22 protein-coding genes are annotated in these 20,442 nt (G+C 72.2%); 8 read left to right on the top strand and 14 right to left on the bottom strand.

Annotation, left to right across the window (positions count from 1 at the left end; translation table 11 throughout):
• Window positions 1–59: 59 nt before the first annotated feature.
• Window positions 60–794: a glutamine amidotransferase gene (locus AC1DXT_RS06425; RefSeq protein ID WP_477060501.1), complete on the bottom strand. Its 735-nt coding sequence runs from the start codon at window positions 792–794 to the stop codon at window positions 60–62.
• A complete protein-coding gene (locus tag AC1DXT_RS06420; protein WP_477060500.1) occupies window positions 791–1,669 on the bottom strand; it encodes an oxygenase MpaB family protein in 879 nt (292 codons plus the stop codon). The genes AC1DXT_RS06425 and AC1DXT_RS06420 overlap by 4 nt, the downstream gene beginning before the upstream one ends.
• Window positions 1,670–1,825: 156 nt before the next feature.
• Here AC1DXT_RS06420 and AC1DXT_RS06415 point away from each other — a divergent pair, with 156 nt between their 5' ends.
• On the top strand, window positions 1,826–2,386 hold the full coding sequence (locus AC1DXT_RS06415; protein ID WP_477060499.1) for a hypothetical protein: 561 nt from the start codon (window positions 1,826–1,828) through the stop codon (window positions 2,384–2,386).
• A 2-nt stretch (window positions 2,387–2,388) separates the two neighbouring features.
• On the opposite strand, the gene rnhA is transcribed toward AC1DXT_RS06415, so the two are convergent.
• Window positions 2,389–2,877 carry a ribonuclease HI gene (gene rnhA, locus AC1DXT_RS06410; RefSeq protein WP_477060498.1) on the bottom strand — a complete coding sequence of 163 codons (489 nt, stop codon included), beginning with the start codon at window positions 2,875–2,877 and terminating at the stop codon, window positions 2,389–2,391.
• A gap of 9 nt (window positions 2,878–2,886) precedes the next feature.
• Here rnhA and AC1DXT_RS06405 point away from each other — a divergent pair, with 9 nt between their 5' ends.
• Together AC1DXT_RS06405 and AC1DXT_RS06400 are read left to right on the top strand one after the other, a co-directional pair.
• Window positions 2,887–5,454 carry a DEAD/DEAH box helicase gene (locus tag AC1DXT_RS06405; protein ID WP_477060497.1) on the top strand — a complete coding sequence of 856 codons (2,568 nt, stop codon included), beginning with the start codon at window positions 2,887–2,889 and terminating at the stop codon, window positions 5,452–5,454.
• A gap of 37 nt (window positions 5,455–5,491) precedes the next feature.
• A complete protein-coding gene (locus AC1DXT_RS06400; protein WP_477060496.1) occupies window positions 5,492–5,752 on the top strand; it encodes a hypothetical protein in 261 nt (86 codons plus the stop codon).
• Here the strand turns inward: AC1DXT_RS06400 and AC1DXT_RS06395 are convergent, their stop codons facing one another.
• Window positions 5,753–6,151, bottom strand: a complete 399-nt coding sequence (locus tag AC1DXT_RS06395; protein WP_477060495.1) for a YccF domain-containing protein — start codon at window positions 6,149–6,151, stop codon at window positions 5,753–5,755. It lies immediately after the preceding gene.
• A gap of 42 nt (window positions 6,152–6,193) precedes the next feature.
• On the opposite strand from AC1DXT_RS06395, the gene ybaK reads away from it, so the two are divergent.
• The 4 genes from ybaK (at window position 6,194) to AC1DXT_RS06375 (ending at window position 8,304) form a co-directional block, all read left to right on the top strand.
• Window positions 6,194–6,727, top strand: coding sequence for a Cys-tRNA(Pro) deacylase (ybaK, locus tag AC1DXT_RS06390; protein ID WP_477060494.1), 534 nt, complete (start codon window positions 6,194–6,196; stop codon window positions 6,725–6,727).
• Entirely contained in the window at window positions 6,724–7,428 is a 705-nt protein-coding gene (locus AC1DXT_RS06385) for a YggS family pyridoxal phosphate-dependent enzyme (protein ID WP_477060493.1), read from the top strand. The genes ybaK and AC1DXT_RS06385 overlap by 4 nt, the downstream gene beginning before the upstream one ends.
• 202 nt (window positions 7,429–7,630) lie before the next feature.
• On the top strand, window positions 7,631–7,996 hold the full coding sequence (locus tag AC1DXT_RS06380) for a YidH family protein (protein ID WP_477060492.1): 366 nt from the start codon (window positions 7,631–7,633) through the stop codon (window positions 7,994–7,996).
• Window positions 7,993–8,304, top strand: coding sequence for a DUF202 domain-containing protein (locus AC1DXT_RS06375; RefSeq protein WP_477060491.1), 312 nt, complete (start codon window positions 7,993–7,995; stop codon window positions 8,302–8,304). Before AC1DXT_RS06380 ends, AC1DXT_RS06375 begins: the two co-directional genes overlap by 4 nt.
• Window position 8,305: 1 nt before the next feature.
• Here the strand turns inward: AC1DXT_RS06375 and AC1DXT_RS06370 are convergent, their stop codons facing one another.
• The 3 genes from AC1DXT_RS06370 to cimA form a co-directional block, all read right to left on the bottom strand.
• Window positions 8,306–9,364: a lipoate--protein ligase family protein gene (locus AC1DXT_RS06370; RefSeq protein ID WP_477060490.1), complete on the bottom strand. Its 1,059-nt coding sequence runs from the start codon at window positions 9,362–9,364 to the stop codon at window positions 8,306–8,308.
• Between the two features lie 22 nt (window positions 9,365–9,386).
• A complete protein-coding gene (locus tag AC1DXT_RS06365; protein ID WP_477060489.1) occupies window positions 9,387–10,238 on the bottom strand; it encodes a hypothetical protein in 852 nt (283 codons plus the stop codon).
• Between the two features lie 88 nt (window positions 10,239–10,326).
• Window positions 10,327–11,949, bottom strand: a complete 1,623-nt coding sequence (cimA, locus tag AC1DXT_RS06360; RefSeq protein ID WP_477060488.1) for a citramalate synthase — start codon at window positions 11,947–11,949, stop codon at window positions 10,327–10,329.
• 371 nt (window positions 11,950–12,320) lie between these two features.
• Between cimA and AC1DXT_RS06355 the strand changes: the two genes are divergently transcribed.
• Window positions 12,321–12,929: a hypothetical protein gene (locus tag AC1DXT_RS06355; RefSeq protein ID WP_477060487.1), complete on the top strand. Its 609-nt coding sequence runs from the start codon at window positions 12,321–12,323 to the stop codon at window positions 12,927–12,929.
• A gap of 6 nt (window positions 12,930–12,935) precedes the next feature.
• On the opposite strand, the gene AC1DXT_RS06350 is transcribed toward AC1DXT_RS06355, so the two are convergent.
• From AC1DXT_RS06350 to AC1DXT_RS06320, 7 genes are all read right to left on the bottom strand, one after another.
• Window positions 12,936–13,940, bottom strand: coding sequence for a serine hydrolase domain-containing protein (locus AC1DXT_RS06350; protein WP_477060486.1), 1,005 nt, complete (start codon window positions 13,938–13,940; stop codon window positions 12,936–12,938).
• The gene (locus AC1DXT_RS06345; RefSeq protein ID WP_477060485.1) at window positions 13,940–15,061 is read right to left on the bottom strand and encodes a branched-chain amino acid aminotransferase; all 1,122 of its coding nucleotides are present in this window, start codon (window positions 15,059–15,061) and stop codon (window positions 13,940–13,942) included. Before AC1DXT_RS06345 ends, AC1DXT_RS06350 begins: the two co-directional genes overlap by 1 nt.
• A gap of 93 nt (window positions 15,062–15,154) precedes the next feature.
• On the bottom strand, window positions 15,155–16,216 hold the full coding sequence (locus AC1DXT_RS06340; protein WP_477060484.1) for a 3-isopropylmalate dehydrogenase: 1,062 nt from the start codon (window positions 16,214–16,216) through the stop codon (window positions 15,155–15,157).
• Between the two features lie 63 nt (window positions 16,217–16,279).
• Window positions 16,280–16,831 (bottom strand): ASCH domain-containing protein, encoded by a 552-nt coding sequence (locus tag AC1DXT_RS06335; protein WP_477060483.1) that lies wholly within the window; start codon window positions 16,829–16,831, stop codon window positions 16,280–16,282.
• A gap of 115 nt (window positions 16,832–16,946) precedes the next feature.
• Entirely contained in the window at window positions 16,947–17,975 is a 1,029-nt protein-coding gene (ilvC, locus tag AC1DXT_RS06330) for a ketol-acid reductoisomerase (protein ID WP_477060482.1), read from the bottom strand.
• 50 nt (window positions 17,976–18,025) lie between these two features.
• Window positions 18,026–18,550, bottom strand: coding sequence for an acetolactate synthase small subunit (ilvN, locus tag AC1DXT_RS06325; protein ID WP_056096860.1), 525 nt, complete (start codon window positions 18,548–18,550; stop codon window positions 18,026–18,028).
• A 3-nt stretch (window positions 18,551–18,553) separates the two neighbouring features.
• Window positions 18,554–20,389 carry an acetolactate synthase large subunit gene (locus tag AC1DXT_RS06320; protein WP_477060481.1) on the bottom strand — a complete coding sequence of 612 codons (1,836 nt, stop codon included), beginning with the start codon at window positions 20,387–20,389 and terminating at the stop codon, window positions 18,554–18,556.
• Window positions 20,390–20,442 lie beyond the last annotated feature (53 nt).

Here is a 20,442-nt window from a genome sequence, read left to right as displayed (position 1 = left end):
GCGGCGGCGAGGGGACCGCCGCGGGCCATCGTCGGTCAGCTGGCGCCGGCCCGGGCCGATCAGTCGTTGCGGTAGCGCTCCACGAATGCCCGCAGGATGCGCGGAGGCGCCCAGACGTCCGCGCTGCGCACCCGGGCGATCACCTCGTCGTACTCCCCCGGGCGGTAGTAGCCGTAGTCGCGGTAGACCCCGATCCGGGTGGTGATGCCGTCCAGGTCGAGCTCGGGGTGGAACTGCGTGGCGTACAGGTTCTGGCGCACCCGGAACATCTGGACCGGGCACGTGGGCGAGGAGGCGAGCAGGACCGCGTCGGGTGGCAGGACACGGCACGCCTCCTTGTGCCCGACGAACGCCTCGAACGACTCCGGCAGCTCGGTGAGCAGCGGGTCCGCGCGGCCCGCGTCGGAGAGGGTGACCGTCACGGCACCGATGGGCTCGGCGTAGGTGCCGTCGATGACCGCGCCCTGGTGCACGCCCAGCGTGCCGACGCCGTAGCAGGCACCGAGGAACGGGAGGTCCCGGTCCACGATCTCGTCGAGGAGCGACGACATCTCCGCCTCGACGCGGCGTTGCGCCGCCGACTTCTGCGCCTCGGGCTTGCTCGCGTCGTACGGGCTGCCGCCGACGAACACGCCGTCGTACCGGTCCAGGTCGATCGGCAGGAACGGCGCCGCCTCCATCCGCACCTGCTCCAGCTCGTCAGCCTGCAGGCCGCCGAACCGCAGGAATGCCGCCCGCTCCCCGACGGACGCCACGTCCTCGGCACGGGAGCTGAGCAGCAGGAACCGGGTCATCCGACCCCCGCCACCCGGCTGGCGTCGTCGGGCCCGAGCATCCACCGGATCGAGCGCGTCGCCACCGCTCCCGCGGTCCGGGCCGCAGCCAGCCCCACCGGGCCCGGGCGGTCCAGCCCGAGCAGGTCGAACGTCCACTCCGGCATCGACGCGACCGCGGCCCGGGCCAGCAGCGTGTACCCGGGCCGGAGCGAGCGCGGCACCGGCGGCTCGTGCAGGAGGAAGTCGGCCGCATCGCGCGCTGCGGTGGACGGGCCCAGCGCGGGCCGGAACTCGTCGAGCGCCTTGGCCAGCTCCGCCACGGACTCCGGCACCCGCTCCGCGCCGAGCGCGACGGCCACGCGCGAGGCCTGCGCGACGTACTCGTCGGCCCCTGCGGCGTCGAGCGGTCGCTGCCCGTACACCCGGTGCGCCCGCAGGAAGCTGTCGACCTCGGCCACGTGCACCCAGCGCAGCAGCGTCGGGTCACCCGCGAAGTACGCCAGCCCCTCGGGCGTGACGCCGCGGATCCGCTCGTGCACCCAGCGGACCCGGTCGATGGCCGCCGTGGCGTCGTCGATCGTGCCGAACGTGGTGACGGCCAGGAACGTGCTGGTCCGCGCGAGGCGGCCCCAGGGGTCTCCCCGGTAGCCGGAGTGCGCGGCGACGGCCGCCATCGCGGCCGGATGCAGCGACTGCAGGAGCAGCGCGCGCATGCCGCCAACGAACATCGAGGCGTCGCCGTGCACGGTCCGGATGGCGGAGCCCGGCGGGAACCACCGGGGGCCGGGGGTGCCGTGGATACGTTCGCGGCTGGCCAGTCCGTCCGGCCCCGCGACGCGCAGGAACAACGCCGTCCCTGCCCGGTCCCGCACGTCGGCGAGGCTCTGCACCATGGGCCCTTCCGGTCAGCGGATCCCCTGCTCGACGATGCTAGGCGGCTCACCGCCGACACGCCCGTTCCCCCACGTCACGACGGGCAGATGGGCCGTCCGGGTGAGTGCCCGCCGGACCTCCCGCCCGAGGGCCCGGTCCGTCGCCACGATGGGCGCGTGAACCGCCGCCACCTCGTCGTCGTCCTCGTCGGTGCGCTCGCACTGGTCGGCGCCGGCGCCACGGCCTGGGCGAACCGCACGCCTGCGCCCCTGCCGCCCCTCGCGGTGGAGACGCTGGCCCCGCCGGCGGGCATCGACCTCCCGGTGCACGTCGTGGCCGGCGGTGACGACGGGGCCGCCTTCTCTCTCGACTCCCCCACGTCCGGCACCCTCTTCGAGAGCATCCTCACCCTCCCGCTCGCCGACCTGCCGGTGCTGTCGTCGCTCGGCGTGAACTGGGTGCCTCTCTCCGGGGCCTTCTCCTCCGTCGAGGCCTTCACCGACTGGCAGCGGCGCCATCCCGAGGATGCGCAGTTCGGCGGTGACCTCGTGATCGAGCACAGCGCCCTGGGCGCCGCGGTGCGCAAGGACCTGGCGATGACGAGCGGGGTGACGCTCACCCAGTGGGCCGTCGAGCACGACGGGTACCTCTACCTCGTCGAGTGGATGCACCACCCCGATGACGACACGGATCGGCCGACGGTCGAGGCCATGATCGCGTCCTGGCGCTGGAGCTGAGCTCAGGCCCTCGCCCGCACCTGCTCCACGCCCCGGTTGGCCAGCTGGTCCGCACGCTCGTTGCCCGGGTCCCCCGCGTGCCCCTTGACCCACACCCAGCTGATCGTGTGCCGGGCGGTCTCGGCGTCCAGCGCCTGCCACAGCTCCTGGTTCTTCACCGGCTTCTTGTCGCCCGTGCGCCAGCCGTTGCGCTTCCAGCCGGCGATCCACTTGGTCACGCCGTTCATCACGTACATCGAGTCGACGTGCAGGATCACGTCGCACGGCTTGGTCAGCGCCCGCAGCCCCTCGATCACCGCGGTGAGCTCCATGCGGTTGTTCGTGGTCTCCGGCTCGCCGCCGAACAGCTCGCGCTCGTGGTCGCCGTAGCGCATCCAGGCGCCCCAGCCGCCGACGCCCGGGTTGCCCTTGCAGGCGCCGTCGGTCCACATCTCCACCGTCGGGCGCTCGCTCACGGCCCACACCCTAGACGCACGTACGCATGGGACCATCGACGCACGATGAGCACCCCCACCCTGGCCGACCGCATCCCCGCCGACCCCACCGACCCCGACGCGCTGTACGAGGCCTTCACCGGCTGGGCCACCGACCAGGGCCTGACGCTCTACCCGCACCAGGACGAGGCCCTGCTGGAGCTCGTCACGGGCGCGCACGTGATCCTGTCGACGCCGACGGGCTCGGGGAAGTCGCTGGTCGCGGTCGCCGCGCACTTCGTGGCACTCGCGCAGGGTCGGCGCACCTACTACACCGCCCCGCTCAAGGCGCTGGTCAGCGAGAAGTTCTTCGCGCTCGTCGAGGCGTTCGGCTCGGCCAACGTCGGGATGATGACCGGCGACTCGGCGGTCAACCCGGGGGCGCCGATCATCTGCTGCACCGCGGAGATCCTGGCCAACGTGGCCCTGCGCGACGGCGCCGGCGCGGACGTCGGCCAGGTGGTCATGGACGAGTTCCACTTCTACGCGGACCCGCAGCGCGGCTGGGCGTGGCAGGTGCCGCTGCTCGAGCTCACCAACGTCCAGTTCGTGCTCATGTCGGCCACGCTCGGCGACGTCGGCTTCTTCGCCGAGGACATCACGCGCCGCACGCACCAGCCGGTCGCGGTCATCGCGAACGCCGAGCGTCCCGTGCCGCTGACGTTCAGCTACGCGATCGAGCCGCTGCACGAGCTGCTCGACGAGCTGGTCAAGACTCGTCGCGCCCCCGTCTACGTCGTGCACTTCACGCAGAAGGAGGCCGTCGAGCGGGCGCAGTCGCTCATGTCGACGCCCCTGGCCAGCCGTGAGCAGCGGGACCGGATCGCCGACGAGATCGCGGGGTTTCGCTTCGGTCCGGGCTTCGGCCGCACCCTCAACCGGCTCCTGCGGCACGGGGTGGGCGTGCACCACGCGGGGATGCTGCCCAAGTACCGCCGGGTGGTCGAGCGGCTGACCCAGCGCGGCCTGCTGCCGGTGGTGTGCGGCACGGACACGCTCGGCGTCGGCATCAACGTGCCCATCCGCACGGTCCTGCTGACCAGCCTGGTCAAGTACGACGGGGTCCGCATGCGGCACCTGTCCGCGCGCGAGTTCCACCAGATCTCCGGGCGGGCCGGGCGGGCCGGGTTCGACACGGTCGGCGAGGTGATCGTCCTGGCGCCCGAGCACGTGATCGAGAACCGCAAGCTGCTGGAGAAGGCGGGCGACGACCCCCGCAAGCTCAGGAAGATCGTCCGCAAGAAGGCCCCCGAGGGCCAGGTCAACTGGACGGACAGCACGTTCGAACGCCTCCGCGACGCCCCGCCCGAGCCGCTGACCAGCAGCTTCGCGGTCTCGCACGCCATGGTGCTGCACGTGCTGGCCCGCGAGGGCGACCCGGTCGCGGCCATGACCAAGCTCCTCACCGACAACCACGAGCCCGAGGGCGCCCGGGGCCGGCACGTCCGCCAGGCGATCGCGGTGTACCGCTCGCTGCGCACCGCCGGTGTGATCGAGCGCCCCTGGGTGGAGGACCCGACCGCTCCGCACGGCCGCCGTCGGGCCGTCCAGCTGACTGCGGAGCTGGCCCCGAACTTCGCGCTCAACCAGGCCCTCTCCCCGTTCGCCTACGCGGCCCTGGACCTGCTGGACCGGGACGACCCGGCGTACGCGCACGACGTGGTCTCCGTCATCGAGGCCACCCTCGACGACCCCCGCCAGGTGCTCTCCGCGCAGGAGAACCGCGCCCGCGGCGAGGCCGTCGCACAGATGAAGTCCGACGGCCTCGAGTACGACCAGCGGATGGCCCTGCTCGAGGACGTCGGCTACCCCAAGCCGCTCGCCGAGCTGCTCGAGGCCATGTTCGTCACGTACCGGCAGACCAACCCGTGGGTCGCCGACCTCGCCCTGTCCCCCAAGTCCGTGGTGCGCGACATGCACGAGCGCGCGATGGGCTTCGCCGAGTACGTCGCCTACTACCAGCTGGACCGCACCGAGGGCGTGCTGCTGCGCTACCTGGCCGACGCCTACCGCGCTCTGCGCCAGACGGTGCCCGAGGAGGCCCGCACCGAGGAGCTGTGGGAGATCATCGAGTGGCTCGGTGACCTCGTCCGCCGCACCGACTCCAGCCTGCTCGACGAGTGGGAGCGCCTGAGCAACCCGCTGGACGAGCGCGGCGCCGACGCCCCAGGCGGCATCGACGAGGACGTGCCCGAGCCGATCACGGCCAACCCGCGTGTGTTCCGGGCGCTGGTCCGGGGCGCCCTGTTCCGCCGCGTGGAGCTGGCCGCGCGGGAGTCCTACGGCGGGCTGGCGCAGCTGGGCGACGTCGACCCGGACGACGTGCCGTGGGACGCCGACCGCTGGCGGACCGCGCTGGACCCGTACTTCGACGACCACGACGAGATCCTCACCGGTGCGCCCGCCCGCGGCCCGGCACTGTTCCAGGTCACGCCCGGCCGGGGCACCTGGCAGGTGCGCCAGCTGCTGGACGATCCCGAGGGCGACCACGACTGGCGGATCGACGCGGTCGTGGACCTGGCCGGCTCCGACGAGACGAGCGAGGTGCAGCTGCGGATCGTGGCCGTGGGACCGCTCGGCGACCTCGCGGACTGAGACCGGGCGGACCGGGCGCACGGGTTACCGTTCGCGCATGAGCACCCAGCCCTCCGAGCCCCCGGCACGCACCACCAGGTCGCCGCGGTTCGTGTTCCTCATCTGCCTGGCCGCCGCGCTGGTGTCCGCCATCTGGGTGCTCGGGATCCTCACGATCGTCGCCGCCGTGGCGCTGGTGGTCACGGCGATGGTGCTGCAGGCCCGCGGCAAGAACCCTGCGCTCTGGTTCGCGGCGAGCACGGGCGTCGCGGCCGGCACCCTGATCTACCTGCTGATCGTGCTCATCACCGGCCAGTAGTCACTGCCCGTAGGCCGCCATCATGCGGTCGGACGGGACGATCTGCTTGCCCAGCGGGAACAGGGAGATCGGCACCATCTTCCAGTTGGCCAGCGCCAGCGGGATGCCCACGATCGTGATCGCCTCCGCGATGCCCGTGATGATGTGCATGAGCGCCAGCCACCAGCCCGCGACGATCACCCAGATGACGTTCCCGATCACGGACCAGGCACCGGCGGTCGGCTTGTCGACGACGGTGCGCCCGAACGGCCACAGCGCGTAGCTGGCCATCCGGAACGAGGCGATGCCGAACGGGATCGTCACGATGAGGATGCAGCAGATGATCCCGGCGAGCACGTAGCCGAGCGCCAGCCAGAAGCCCGCGAGCACGAGCCAGATGATGTTGAGCAGGGTCTTCACGGTCCCAGCCTGCACCCGGCGCGGTCGCGGACGGTATCCGGGATGACCCTGATCCGCCCCTATCGTGGCTCCGTGGCAAAGAAGGAGCACGCGCCCACCGGCACGCCGGCACTCGTGGCACTGACCGCCGCGGACGTGCCGCACACGGCGCACGCCTATGTGCACGACCCGGCCAGCACGCTCGGCTACGGGCTCGAGGCGGCGGCGGCACTGGGCGTCCCGCCCGAGCAGGTGTTCAAGACGCTGATGACGGTGGTGGACGGCACGCTCACGGTGGCCGTCGTCCCGGTGACCGGTCAGCTGGACCTCAAGGCCCTCGCACAGGCGGTCGGCGGGAAGAAGGCGTCGATGGCGCCGAAGCCCGATGCCGAGCGCGCCACCGGGTACGTCCTCGGCGGGATCTCACCGCTCGGGCAGCGCAGCGCGCACCCGACGGTGATCGACGAGACCGCGTGGCTGTTCGACACCGTCCTGGTCTCCGGCGGACGTCGCGGGCTCGACGTGGAGCTCTCCCCCGACGACCTCATCCGGCTCACCTCGGCGACCGTGGCCGACATCGCCCGGTCCGACGCGTGATCGCCGAGCGGCTCGCCCTCGTGCGTCGCCGCGTGTCGCAGGCCGCGCTCGACGCGGGCCGTGACCCGCGGGACGTCCGCCTGCTGCTGGCGACCAAGACGCAGCCGGCCGCCCTGGTGCGCCAGGCGCTGGACGCGGACGCGCGGGCGCGCGCCGACGACCCCACGCTGAGCGCCGTCCTCGTCGGCGAGAACCGGGTGCAGGAGCTGGTCGCCAAGGGCCCCGAGCTCGCGGGTCTGACCGCGCTCCACCTGATCGGGCCCCTGCAGTCCAACAAGGTGAACGCGGCCCTGCGCTGGGCCTCGTGCATCGAGTCGCTGGCGTCGAGAGACCTGGCCGAGCGGCTCTCCGCACGAGCGACGGACCCCTTGGACGTCTACGTGCAGGTCAACGTGTCGGGCGAGGACACCAAGCACGGCGTGGTGCCCGGCGAGGCGGTCGCGTTCGCCCGGACCGTCGCCGCCCTGCCGAACCTGCGCGTGGCGGGGCTCATGACGGTCGGGGCGCGGTCGGACGACCCTGCGGTGGTGCGCTCCGGCTACGCGCTCCTGCGCGACCTGCGCGACGAGATCGCGGCGTCGGGGACTCAGACCGCCACGGAGCTGTCGATGGGCATGAGCGGGGACCTGGAGCTGGCGATCGCCGAGGGCGCCACCCTGGTGCGCGTCGGCAGCGCGGTCTTCGGTGCGCGCGTCACGTGACCGCCGCGCAGCAGCACCACCTCGGCGGTGCGAGCGGACGCACCCGGCACCCGGCGGCGGACGGCAGACAGCTCGCGCGCGTGCAGCACGCTCAGTCGGCGCAGCTGGCGGTCCAGGTCCGTGTCCATCGATCTCCCCTTCGTCGACGAGCAGGAGCGCGCGGCGGGGCACCTGATACACGTCCGCACGCGAGGATGGGCGCATGAGCGACGAGCGACGGTTCCCCCGGTGGGTCTACGGCACCGGCACCGACCCGGACGCGCGGTTCTCGCTGGCCAACGAGCGCACGTTCCTGGCGTGGATCCGCACCTCGCTGGCCCTGCTGGCGGGCGGCGTGGCGCTGGAGGCCCTCGACCTGCCGGTCCAGCCCGACCTCCGGTTCGCCGCCGCGCTGGTGCTCGTGACGATCGGCGTGCTCGCCCCGGTGCTCGCCTGGATCAGCTGGGCCCGCGCCGAGCGCGCCATCCGGCAGAGCTCCGCGCTGCCGGCCCCGTCCGCCTTCGGGCTCCTGGTGGTCGGCGTGTGCGTCGCGGGTGGCCTGGTGCTCGTCGGGCTGATGGCCGCGTGAGCACCGCCGGCGACGCCCCGACCCTGGCCGCCGAGCGCACCCACCTCGCGTGGCGGCGCACCGCGATCGGCCTCACGGGCGGTGGGGTGGCCGCCGCGCACCTGCTCCAGGAGTTCCTGGGCCCCGCGGCCTGGAGCCTGGCGGCCACCGCGCTGGTCGTCTCCCTCGCCCTGACGGTCGTCTCGCACCGTCGTCACGTCGCCGACGGCGCCCTCCCTCCGGGCGGACGGCTCGTGACCGCCAGCGCGCTCGGCGTCGTGGTCATCGGCGTCGCGGCGGTGGCGTTCGTCGTGCTGCGCGGCCGCTGACTCAGGGCACCCGGGCGGTCCAGTCGGGGTCGGTGAACTTGCTCCGCATCAGCTCGGTCGCCCGCTCCAGCTCCTCGGGCCGGAGCGCTCCGTCGACCGTCGGGTAGCGGCTGCGGAAGTACGCGGCGAACGCGGAGATCACCTCCTCGCGCGGCAGCTGCGTCTGCGAGCGCACCGGGTCCACCCGCTTGTTCGCGCTCGTCGTGCCCTTGTCCGAGAGCTTCTCCCGGCCGATCCGGAGCACCTCGAGCATCTTGGCGGCGTCGATGTCGTAGGACATCGTCACGTGGTGCAGCACGGCCCCGCCGACCATGCGCTTCTGCGCCGAGCCCGCCAGCTTGCCCGCCGGTGACGCGATGTCGTTCAGGCCGCTCGTGAACGCCTGCACCCCGACGTCCGCGAGCGCACCGAGCACCCACTGGTTGAGGAACGCGTACGAGTCCTCGAAGGTCATCCCGTCCACCAGCGACGCCGGCACCACCAGCGAGAACGTGATGCAGTTGCCGGCCTCCATGAACATCGCACCACCGCCGGAGATCCGGCGGACCACCGTGATCCCGTACCGCTCGGCGGCCTCGAGGTCCACCTCGTTGCGCAGCGACTGGAACGAGCCGATGATCACCGCCGGCTCCACCCACTCCCAGAACCGCAGCGTGGGGCCGCGACGGCCGGCGCCGAGCTCCTCGGTGAGCACCTGGTCGAGCGCGGCGTGCAGGGCCGGGGGCAGCGGACCCGGGTGGATCAGCTCGAACGTGTGGTCCGCCCAGGCGGTAGAGAACCCGAGCGCCCGCCGGACGGCCACGGCCACCGCGTGGGCGTCGAAGCCGACCATCGTCACCGGCTGGTCCTCGTGGGCCAGGGCGGTGGTCACCGCGTCCGCCAACCGGCTCACCGGCGAGTCCCGCGGCAGCCCGTCCAGCGACGACGACACCACCGCGAGCGCCTCGTCCGGCTCGAGGAAGAAGTCCCCGCTCACGCTGACGCCGCTCAGCAGCCCGTCCACCACGTCGAGGTCGACCGCGACGAGCTTGCCGCCGGGCACCTTGTACTCACCATGCACGGGCCCAGCGTAGGTCGACTGCTCAGCCGAGCGCCCGGACCGCCTCCTGGGCCGTCTCCTGCACCATCGCGGCCAGGTCCGCCGGGTCGCCCAGGGTGGCCAGCGCAGCGTCGCGGTCACCGGTCGTGAGCGCCTCGGCCGTCCACGTGACGATCGTGTTCCCGACGAGCAGGTGGCCGCGGTACCCCGGGACGTCGGAGCCCTCGCCGGAGTGCGTCACCTCCTGCACGATCGACGGGTAGACGCCCTGCCCCTCGATCGCCGGCTCAGCCGTCCAGGTGGCGCCGTCGATGTCAGGGTTCACCTGGCTGTACTCCGGGCACGCGTCCACGGTGGTCACCAGGGTGCGGAACGCCTCACGGGCCGCCGCGGGGTCGGCCAGCAGGACGACCTCCTGCTGGAACGAGAGGGTGTCGTTGCCCCACAGGCGCGTGTCGTACCACGGGGGCGGCATCGCGACGACGGTGGCCGCGACGAGGCACTCCGGGGGCTCGATCGTCGACCCGATCGGCAGGCCCCACGACAGCTGGCCCGAGGGGATCTGCAGCTGCACCTCGGGGTCGGCCGCGGGGATCTCGGCGAGCAGGTCGTCGGCGGTGACGAACAGGGCGAGGGCAGTCGTCGGGTCGAAGACGGCGTCCGCGCCCGGGACGGCGACCGAGGGCGACGCCGAGCCGGGGGGCGACGACGGCGCAGGGGTGGGGCTGGTGACGGTCGGCGTCACCGACGGCTCGATCTCCACCGGCGCCCACGGCTGCGCCACGAGCGCCGTCACGAGCGCGAACGCGAGCAGGGCGACGAGCAGCCACCACCAGCCGATCCGCGATCGGCCCGGTGTCGGTCCCGGGTCGAGCGGCGGCACGCTGCCGGACACGACCGCTCCCTCCGCACGTCGGCGGCCGCACTGCAGCGGCCGGTCCCCCGAGGCTAGGCCGCTCCGGTCGAACGCGCAGGGATGAAGTTCAGCGCGGGGTGACTCCGCGGTGGCGCAGGCCCCAGATGGCGGAGTCCGTGAGCGCCTCCCACGACGCCTCGAGCAGGTTGGGACCCACTCCCACGGTGCTCCAGGACCGCTGGCCGTCCGTCATCTCGATGAGCACCCGCGTGACGGCGTCGGTGCCGTGCATCGAGTCGAGGATGCGCACCTTGAAGTCGATGAGCTCGAACGACTCGAGCTCCGGGTAGACGGTGACCAGTGCCTGCCGCAGCGCGTGGTCCAGCGCGTTGACCGGCCCGTTGCCCTCGCCCGTGCTGACGATCCGCTCGCCGCCGGCGTGCAGCTTGACGGTCGCCTCGGCGGTGGCCGGTGTCCCCCGACCGCCGGAGCGCTCGACGATCGTCCGCCACGACTCGACGCGGAAGTACTGGGGCCGCTGGCCGTCGATCTCCTCGAGCAGCAGCAGCTCGAACGACGCGTCGGCCGCCTCATAGGTGTACCCGTTGGCCTCGGCGTCCTTGACCCGGTCGGTGACGCGGCCGAGCAGCTCCGGGCGCCCCGCGAGGTCGAAGCCGAGCTCGCGGCCCTTGAGCTCGATCGAGGCGCGGCCGGCCATGTCCGAGATGAGCATGCGCATGTCGTTGCCGACGTTGGCCGGGTCGGTGTGCTGGTACAGGTCGGGGTCCACCTTGATGGCCGACGCGTGGATGCCGGCCTTGTGCGCGAACGCGCTGGCGCCGACGTACGGCGAGCGGGCGAACGGCGAGATGTTGGTGATCTCGCTGATGGCGTGAGCGATCCGGGTGAGCTCGGGCAGGCCGCCCGGCAGCCCGTCGGCGACCTTGAGCACCGGCAGCCCGTACTTGAGCTGCAGGTTGGCGACGACGGACAGCAGGTCGGCGTTCCCGGTGCGCTCGCCGTACCCGTTGACGGTGCCCTGGACGTGCGAGCACCCGGCCTCGACCGCGGCGAGCGTGTTGGCGACCGCGCAGCCGGAGTCGTTGTGCGCGTGGATGCCGAGGACGGCGTCGGGCCCGACGGCTCCGCGGATCTCGTGCACGATCTCCGCGACCCACGTGGGGACCATGCCGCCGTTGGTGTCGCACAGGGCGACCACCTCGGCGCCGGCCTCGAACCCGGCCAGGACGGCGGCGCGCGAGTAGGCGGGGTCGAACCGGTAGCCGTCGAAGAAGTGCTCGGCGTCCACCACCACGCGGCGGCCCTCCCGCACCAGGAACGCGACGGTGTCCGCGATCATCGCGATGTTCTCGTCCCCGGTGGTGCGCAGAGCGCGCTCCGCGTGCCGCAGGTCGTGCTTGGCGACGAGCGCGACGACCGGCGCCTCGGAGTCGACGAGCGCGCGCACCTGCGGGTCGTCCACCGCGCGCGTGCCCGCCTTGCGGGTGCTGCCGAACGCCGCCAGCTCGGCGTTGCGGAAGTCCAGCTCCTTGGCGGCCCGCTTGAAGAACTCCGTGTCCTTGGGCACCGCGCCCGGCCAGCCGCCCTCGATGAACCCGACCCCCAGCTCGTCGAGCAGCGGCGCGATGGCCAGCTTGTCGGAGACGGAGAGGTTCATCCCCTCCTGCTGGGCGCCGTCGCGCAGGGTCGTGTCGTAGACCTGGAACGGGGTGCTGGCGGGGACGGACACGATGGGCTCTCTTCGGTGCTGGGACGGACGACGTCGGTGCTGCGAGCTGAAGGTCTGCCGGCGGGGGTGTGCCGGTGCAGTCGACGGTAGCCGGGGCGGTGGTGGTGCCCCGACCAACAAAAAGACCCCCCGGGGTACGGGAGGTCTGCGCGTCAGCTGGTGGGCCGACGCGCTACTCGATAATGAGGGAGGAGCGGGTCACCCGTGCATCGTGGCACAGGTCACCATCCGTGGTCACGCGTTCCACGCCTTGGACAGGCCGAGCCGCAGCGAATGTCCGATCCCACCGTGTCCGGGCTGTCCGATTCGCTACCGTGGACACGGACCGTCATCGGCGGTACGCAAGGTGGGTCGACCTACCAGGAGGCACCATGTCCACCCCGACTCCCCCTCCGGATCGTCAGTCCGCCTTCCCGCACTCCACGCCGGCCCCGTCGCCCGCCCCGCCGCCACCCCCGGCACCGGAGCCCACCGCGGTCTTCCCGGCCGCGTTGCCGCCCGCCCAGGTCCCGCCCGCGGCCGCACCCGCCCCCGTGCGCCCGGCGCGCCCGGCGGATCCGTCGGTGGACGCCGGGCGGTTCTGGGCCGGGGTCGTCGCCACGGCCCTCGTCGCGGCGCTCGTCGGCCTGGTCGGCGTCGTCATCGTCGACCAGATCCTCTCGATCGAGCTCGCCGTGAAGGACCTCTTCGGCACGAACTCGACCGGAGCCGCCTACGTGGTCGGTGCCGCCGTCCTCGCGGTCCTCGCCGGCGGGCTGCTCCACCTCCTCGTGCTCACCACCCCGAAGCCCAAGGCGTTCTTCGGCTGGATCATGTTCCTCGGCACGCTCACCGCCGCGCTCCTGCCGCTCACCTGGACCGACGAGCTCGAGTCGTCGATCTCCGCGGGCATCGTGAACGCGCTCATCGGCATCGCGATCTGGTCGCTGCTGCTCGGCGTGCTGAGTCGCACGCTGCGCGCGGGGGCCCCGATCGACTGAGGCGGCTCAGTCGATCAGCTGCGCCTGGAGCGCCTTCGCCAGGGGCCACGCCGCCTCGGCGGTCGTGCCGGCGACGGTCACCGTGAGCCCCTCGGCCGGGTCGTGGGTGCTCAGGAACGACGCTCCGGCGTCGTACCCCTCGAGCTGGACGACGTCGCGTGTCGGGTGCACCCAGAACCCGAGCCCGTACCGCCGGGCGTCGTACGGCGCCGTGCTGCGCGGATACACCATCTGGGCGACGGTCTCCGGGCGGACGATCTCGCCGGCGAACAGCGCGGTCCAGAACCGGTGCACGTCCGCGCCGGTGGTGTAGATGCCGCCGTCGCCGGTCCCGAGCACGGGCAGGTGGAACACGTTGGTCCGCCACTCGCCGTCCATCTCGACGTACCCGAGGGCCGCGCGGCCGGGCAGCGCGTCCGACCGCAGGAAGTCGGTGTCCACGAGGCCGGCGGGCGCGCAGACCCGCTGGCGTACGAGGTCGTGGAACGGGACGCCGGACTCACGCTCCGCAAGCAGGGCGAGCACCACGTAGCCGCCGTTGCAATAGAAGAACTTCTGCCCCGCGGGGAACGCGGTCGGGAACCCGTCCAGGACCGCCAGGAACTGCTCCGTCGCGGCCAGGTGCTGCACGGGGACCGTCATCGCGTACGCGCTGATCGGGACGTCGTCGTCCTCGTCGAGGTAGTCGCCGATGCCCGAGGTGTGCGCGAGCAGGTGCTCGACGGTCACGTCGTCGGCGATGAGCGGGAGGTCGGTGCCCAGCAGCGAGCGCGCGGTCGTGCCGAGCGCGAGCGTGCCGTCCTCGACCAGGCTCATCACGGCCAGCGCGGTCATCCCCTTCGACCCGCTCGCGATCGCCACCTGCGAGTCGGGCGTCACGGGGATGCCGTGCCGCCGGTCCGCCAGACCGTACGCGGCCGAGAGCTCCGTGGTCCCGGCGCGGTCCACACGCACCACGCCCGCGAAGTCGCTCTCGGCCGCGATGCGGTCGACGTCCGCCACCAGGGTCATCAGACGAGGCGGTGCAGCCAGCCGTGCCGGTCCGTGGCGCGGCCGTACTGGATGTCGGTGAGCTCCGCGCGGATCCGCGTGGTGACCGGCCCGGCCCCGCCGTCGCCGACCGTGAGGTCGAAGTCGTCGCTGGCCATGCGGCCGATCGGCGTCATCACGGCGGCCGTCCCGCACGCGAAGACCTCGCGCACCGAGCCGTCGGCCAGGCCCTCGCGCAGCTCCGTGAGCGGGATCTGACGCTCGGAGACCTCGTGCCCCGCGTCCGTGAGCAGGCGCAGGATCGACGAGCGCGTGACGCCCTCGAGGATCGAGCCGGTGATCGGCGGGGTGGCCACGCTGCCGTCGGCGTAGACGACGAAGACGTTCATGCCGCCGAGCTCCTCGAGCTGCGTGTTCGTCGACGCGTCGAGGAAGCACACCTGCTCGAAGCCCTTGGCGTACGCCTCCTGCTGCGGGAGCAGGCTCGCGGCGTAGTTGCCGCCGCACTTGGCGTCGCCCGTGCCCCCCGCCCCGGCGCGGTGGTAACGCTGGTCGACCCAGATGGCCACCGGTCGCACCCCGCCCGCGAAGTACGGACCGACCGGCGACGCGATGACCAGGAACTCGGCCTCGAGCGACGGGCGCACGCCGAGGAAGCTCTCCGAGGCGTACATGAACGGGCGCAGGTACAGGCTGGTCTCCTCGCCGGACGGCACCCAGGCCAGGTCCGTCGCGACGAGCGCCTCGATCGCACCGAGGAAGTCGGCCTCGGACAGCTCGGGCAGCGCCAGGCGCCGGGCCGACCGCGCGAACCGGGCGGCGTTGGCCCGCGGCCGGAACGTCCACACGGACCCGTCGGCGTGCCGGTACGCCTTCATGCCCTCGAAGATCTCCTGCGCGTAGTGCAGCACCGCGGTCGCCGGGTCCAACAGCAGCGGTCCGTACTTCTCGACCCGCCGGCCGGTCCAGCCGCTCTCCTGCGAGTACGAGATCCGGGCCATGTGCTCGGTGAACACGGTGCCGAACTTCGGCGACGCGAGCAGGGCCTCGCGGTCGGCGTCGGCGACGGGGGTGTCGGTCCGCGTGATCTCGAAGAGGTCGGCAGACGTGGGGTGGGACGTGGGGTCGGTCAGGGTGCTCATGTGCGGGGCCTTTCACCAGAGTCGGGTTCGACGGTACCGGTGAGGACGGCCGGGTGGTATCCGGGCGGGGCTCAGGAGCCCCGAGGAGTGGGATCAGCCGGCGATGCGCGCGGCGAGGTCCTTGCCCACCTCGGCCGTCGACCGTACTCGGTCGGTCGCGCGATCGGCGATGTCGTCGCCGACCGCCTTCTCGACACGCGTCGCGGCCTCCGGGAGACCGAGGTGCTCGAGGAGCAGCGCGACCGACAGCACGGTGGCCGTCGGGTCTGCCTTGCCCTGGCCCGCGATGTCCGGGGCCGAGCCGTGCACGGGCTCGAACATGCTCGGAGCCGTGCGGTCGGGGTTGATGTTGGCCGACGCCGCCAGCCCGATGCCGCCGGTGATGGCCGCCGCCAGGTCCGTGAGGATGTCGCCGAACAGGTTGTCGGTGACGATGACGTCGAACCGCGCCGGGTTGGTGACCAGGAAGATGGTCGCCGCGTCCACGTGCAGGTAGTCGACCGTCACGTCGGGGAACTCGGCGTTGACGGCCTCGACCGTGCGGCGCCACAGGTGGCCGGCGTGCACGAGCACGTTGTGCTTGTGCACGAGGGTGAGCTTCTTGCGCGGACGGGCCGCGGCACGGGCGAACGCGTCACGGACCACGCGCTCGACGCCGAACGCGGTGTTGACGCTCACCTCGTTGGCCACCTCGTGCGGGGTGCCCACGCGGATGGCACCGCCGTTGCCCACGTACGGTCCCTCGGTGCCCTCGCGGACCACGACGAAGTCGATCTCGCCCGGGTGTGCCAGCGGTGAGGCCACGCCCGGGTACAGCCGGCTGGGGCGCAGGTTGACGTAGTGGTCCAGAGCGAAGCGCAGCTTGAGCAGCAGACCGCGCTCGAGCACGCCCGACGGCACGCTCGGGTCACCGATGGCGCCCAGCAGGATCGCGTCGTGCCCGCGGATGGCCTCGAGGTCCGCGTCCGTGAGGGTCTCGCCGGTCGCGTGGTAGCGGCGGGCGCCCAGGTCGAAGTCCGTGGTCGAGACCGTGATCCCGCTCCCGTGCAGCGCCGTGTCCAGCGCCAGCAGACCCTGCTCGACGACCTCCGTGCCGATGCCGTCACCAGCGACGACGGCGAGGCGGATGTCCCGGGCAGCAGCGGTGTCGACCATGGATCGAGCGTAGACCCCGTCCCACCGCTCGGGACGGGTGTCTCACCTGACGGAACGTGACGCTCAGTCGACCGCGGGCGTCGGACCGCTCGTCGGGTAGATCAGCTCGAACCGCTCGAGCATGACGTCCAACGACGGCGAGAATGCCTCGCCCAGCACCCGCCGCCACGACTCCTCGTGGTGCACCCGCCACTGTTCCAGCGATCCGTCGTCCTCAGCCTCCGCCGCGGCATGCTCGGCACCGACCTGGTCGAACGGGACGACCTCGACCTCCGTCGTGCGCAGCAGCGCGCGCGGCGTGCCCTCGCCGTCGACGACGATCGACAGGTCACCGACGCGCGGGAGCTCCAGACCGACCTGCTCCAGCTCCGCGACCGCGAGCGCGGTGGCCGTCTTGCGTCCGTCGAGGACGCGGGCCAGCAGGTCGTCGGCCTCGGCGTCGTCGCCGTACGACCACGACGGCGGCGGGACCACGTCCTCGGGCGTGCCGCCGACGATGGCGTCCAGCTTGCCGAACCCGACGTGTCCCCGGGCTGCCTGCCAGAACGCCGCGATCCGCTCGTCCTCGACGGCGCCCTCGACACCCTCGGGCGGCTCCACCTGCTGGTCGGTCATCGTCGTCCCCTCCGTCGTCGTCCGCCCATCCTTGCGTACCCGCAGGTGACCGGCACGACCACGCAGCACGGCACCCGGTCGCAGGGACCGGGTGCCGTTCGGTGGTGCAGCGGGATCAGCGCGCGGCGCTGCCCTCGACGTAGTCGGACTCCGCCGGCTTGACCCAGGCGAAGAGCTTGCGCAGCTCGCGGCCGACGGGCTCGATCGGGTGGTTCTGGCCCTTCTCGCGCAGCTCCTTGAACTCCGGCGCCCCGGCGTCCTGGTCGTTGATGAACCGCTCGGCGAAGGCACCGTTCTGGATGTCGGCCAGCACGGCCTTCATGTTCTCCTTCACGTCCGGCGTGATGACGCGCGGACCGGAGACGTAGTCGCCGTACTCGGCCGTGTCGGAGACGGACCAGCGCTGCTTGGTGATGCCGCCCTCGAAGATGAGGTCGACGATCAGCTTGAGCTCGTGCAGGACCTCGAAGTACGCGACCTCGGGCTGGTAGCCGGCCTCGGTCAGGGTCTCGAAGCCGTACTGGATGAGCTGCGAGACGCCACCGCACAGCACGGCCTGCTCACCGAACAGGTCGGTCTCGGTCTCCTCAGTGAAGCTCGTCTTGATGCCGGCGGCGCGCAGGCCACCGATCGCCTTGGCGTAGGAGAGCGCGAGGTCCCAGGCGGAGCCGGACGCGTCCTGCTCGACCGCGACGATGACCGGCACGCCGCGCCCGTCGACGTACTCGCGACGGACCAGGTGACCGGGGCCCTTGGGGGCGACCATGAGCACGTCGTGCTGCGCGGCCGGCTTGATGTAGCCGAAGCGGATGTTGAAGCCGTGACCGAAGACGAGGGCGGCGCCGTCCTTGAGGTTGGGCTCGATCTCGTCGCGGTACACGATGCGCTGCACCTGGTCGGGCGCCAGGATGACGACGACGTCGGCCTCGCGGACCGCGTCGGCCACCGAGGCGACCTTCAGGCCCTGGTTCTCGGCCTTCGCGCGGGACGCCGAGCCCTCGCGCAGGCCCACGGTCACGTCGACGCCGGAGTCGCGCAGGTTGAGGCTGTGCGCGTGCCCCTGGCTGCCGTAGCCGATGACGGCGACCTTCTTGGACTGGATGATCGACAGGTCGGCGTCGTCGTCGTAGAACAGCTCGGCCACGATGGGTCTCCTCAGGTTGGTTCAGGGTCGGTTCTGCGGTGGGACGGAAGTCAGGCGCTGCGGTTGACGCGCTCGAGGGCGCGGTCGGTGATCGAGCGCGACCCGCGGCCGATGGCCACGGTGCCGGACTGAACGATCTCCCGGATGCCGAACGGCTCCAGGGCGGCGAGCAGGGCGTCGAGCTTGCCCGGTCCGCCGGTGGCCTCGATGACGACGGTGTCCGGCACGACGTCCACGACGTGCGCCCGGAACAGGTGGACGACCTCGAGGACCCCGGTGCGCTGCGTGGCGTCGGCCTTGACCTTCACCAGCAGCAGCTCGCGCTGGACGGACGCGGAGTCCTCCAGCTCGACGATCTTGATGACGTTGATCAGCTTGTTCAGCTGCTTGGTCACCTGCTCCAGCGGCAGGGCGTCGACGTCCACGACGACCGTGATGCGGGAGATCTCGTCGTGCTCGGTGGGACCGACCGCGAGCGAGTGGATGTTGAACGACCGCCGCGCGAACAGGCCCGCGACGCGCGTGAGCACGCCGGGCTTGTTCTCCACGAGGACCGACAGGGTGTGACGGGACATGGCTCAGTCCTCCCGGTCCCACGCGGGGCTGATCCCGCGCGCGTACTGGATGTCGTCGTTGCTCACGCCGGCGGCGACCATCGGCCACACCATCGCGTCGCGCGACACGGTGAAGTCGATGACGACCGGCTGGTCGTTGATCTCGAGGGCGCGCTTGATCGTCGCGTCGACGTCACCGACGGTCTCGCAGCGCAGCCCGGCGCAGCCGTAGGCGTCGGCCATCTTCACGAAGTCGGGGATCCGCACCGTGCCGTGCCCGGTGTTGAGGTCGGTGTTGGAGTAGCGGGACTCGTAGAACAGGGTCTGCCACTGCCGCACCATGCCGAGCGACGAGTTGTTGATGATCGCGACCTTGATCGGGATCTCGTTGATGGTGCAGGTGGCCAGCTCCTGGTTGGTCATCTGGAAGCAGCCGTCGCCGTCGATCGCCCACACCGTGCGGGACGGGTCGCCGACCTTGGCGCCCATCGCGGCCGGCACCGCGTAGCCCATGGTGCCCAGGCCCCCGGAGTTCAGCCAGGAGTTGGGCCGCTGGTACTTGATGAACTGCGCGGCCCACATCTGGTGCTGGCCGACGCCCGCGGCGAAGATCGACTCCGGCCCGGACAGCTCACCGATCCGCTGGATGACGTGCTGCGGGGCCAGGTGGCCGTCGGCCGGCTCGTCGAACCCGAGCGGGAACGTCGAGCGCCACTCGTCCAGCTGGCGCCACCAGCCCTCGAGGTCCGGCTTGCCGTGCTGCGTGTGCTCGCGGGCGAGCTCGGGCAGCAGGTCCGCCATGACCTCCTTGAGGTCCCCGACGATCGGCACGTCGACCGTGCGGTTCTTGCCGATCTCGGCCGGGTCGATGTCCGCGTGCACGATCGTCGCGTTGGGCGCGAAGCTGGACAGCAGGCCCGTCACGCGGTCGTCGAACCGGGCGCCCAGGGCGACCACGAGGTCGGCCTTCTGCAGCGCGGCGACGGCGGCGACCGTGCCGTGCATGCCGGGCATGCCGAGGTTCTGCGGGTGCGAGTCGGGCAGCGCACCGCGCGCCATCAGGGTGGTGACGACCGGCGCGCCGGCCGCCTCGGTCAGCGCGCGCAGCTCGGCCGACGCCCGGGCGCGGATCACGCCGCCGCCCACGTAGAACACGGGCCGCCGGGACGTGGCGATGAGCCGGGCGGCCTCCCGGATCTGCTTGGCGTGCGGCTTGGTGACCGGGTGGTAGCCGGGCAGGTTGAGCTCCTGCGGCCACGAGAACGTGGTGCGCGACTGCATGGCCGACTTGGCGATGTCCACGAGCACCGGGCCGGGACGACCGGTCGACGCGATGTGGAAGGCCTCGGCGATCACCCGCGGGATGTCGTCCGGGTCGGTCACCAGGTAGTTGTGCTTGGTCACCGGCAGCGTGATGCCGACGATGTCGGCCTCCTGGAACGCGTCCGTGCCGATGAGCGAGGCGCCCACCTGCCCGGTGATCGCGACCAGCGGCACGGAGTCCATGTGGGCGTCCGCGATGGGGGTCACCAGGTTGGTCGCACCCGGGCCGGACGTCGCCATGCACACGCCCACGCGGCCGGTCGCGGCGGCGTAGCCGGCAGCCGCGTGGCCACCGCCCTGCTCGTGCCGGACCAGGATGTGGCGGACCTTGGTGGAGTCCATCAAAGGGTCGTAGGTGGGGAGGATCGCGCCGCCGGGGATGCCGAAGACGACCTCGACGCCGGCCTCCTCGAGCGAGCGGACGATCGACTGCGCGCCGGTGACCTGCTCGACCGTCGTCGGGACCGGGACGCGGGACGCGGCGGAGGAGCCGGGCGCGGATGTTCGCGGCGGTGCCGGGTGAGGGCCCTGGACCATCGATGTCTCCCTGGGTGGTGCTGCGTGGGTACTGCCTGAGCACGAAAAAGCCC

The sequence above is a fragment of the Cellulomonas sp. P1_G12_2 genome (genome assembly GCF_056405535.1).
This window is presented reverse-complemented; position numbering and strand designations above follow the sequence as displayed.

What these genes read in the sequence shown, in the direction of transcription:
- AC1DXT_RS06405 (WP_477060497.1), top strand. Translation starts at nt 2,887, where the DNA reads ATGAGCACCCCCACCCTGGCCGACCGCATCCCCGCCGACCCCACCGAC.
- AC1DXT_RS06400 (WP_477060496.1), top strand. Translation starts at nt 5,492, where the DNA reads ATGAGCACCCAGCCCTCCGAGCCCCCGGCACGCACCACCAGGTCGCCG.
- AC1DXT_RS06320 (WP_477060481.1), bottom strand. Translation starts at nt 20,389, where the DNA reads ATGGTCCAGGGCCCTCACCCGGCACCGCCGCGAACATCCGCGCCCGGC.
- ilvN (WP_056096860.1), bottom strand. Translation starts at nt 18,550, where the DNA reads ATGTCCCGTCACACCCTGTCGGTCCTCGTGGAGAACAAGCCCGGCGTG.
- AC1DXT_RS06350 (WP_477060486.1), bottom strand. Translation starts at nt 13,940, where the DNA reads ATGACCCTGGTGGCGGACGTCGACCGCATCGCGGCCGAGAGCGACTTC.
- AC1DXT_RS06335 (WP_477060483.1), bottom strand. Translation starts at nt 16,831, where the DNA reads ATGACCGACCAGCAGGTGGAGCCGCCCGAGGGTGTCGAGGGCGCCGTC.
- AC1DXT_RS06420 (WP_477060500.1), bottom strand. Translation starts at nt 1,669, where the DNA reads ATGGTGCAGAGCCTCGCCGACGTGCGGGACCGGGCAGGGACGGCGTTG.
- ybaK (WP_477060494.1), top strand. Translation starts at nt 6,194, where the DNA reads ATGACCCTGATCCGCCCCTATCGTGGCTCCGTGGCAAAGAAGGAGCAC.
- AC1DXT_RS06340 (WP_477060484.1), bottom strand. Translation starts at nt 16,216, where the DNA reads ATGGTCGACACCGCTGCTGCCCGGGACATCCGCCTCGCCGTCGTCGCT.
- AC1DXT_RS06345 (WP_477060485.1), bottom strand. Translation starts at nt 15,061, where the DNA reads ATGAGCACCCTGACCGACCCCACGTCCCACCCCACGTCTGCCGACCTC.
- rnhA (WP_477060498.1), bottom strand. Translation starts at nt 2,877, where the DNA reads ATGGTCCCATGCGTACGTGCGTCTAGGGTGTGGGCCGTGAGCGAGCGC.
- AC1DXT_RS06425 (WP_477060501.1), bottom strand. Translation starts at nt 794, where the DNA reads ATGACCCGGTTCCTGCTGCTCAGCTCCCGTGCCGAGGACGTGGCGTCC.
- AC1DXT_RS06355 (WP_477060487.1), top strand. Translation starts at nt 12,321, where the DNA reads ATGTCCACCCCGACTCCCCCTCCGGATCGTCAGTCCGCCTTCCCGCAC.
- AC1DXT_RS06380 (WP_477060492.1), top strand. Translation starts at nt 7,631, where the DNA reads ATGAGCGACGAGCGACGGTTCCCCCGGTGGGTCTACGGCACCGGCACC.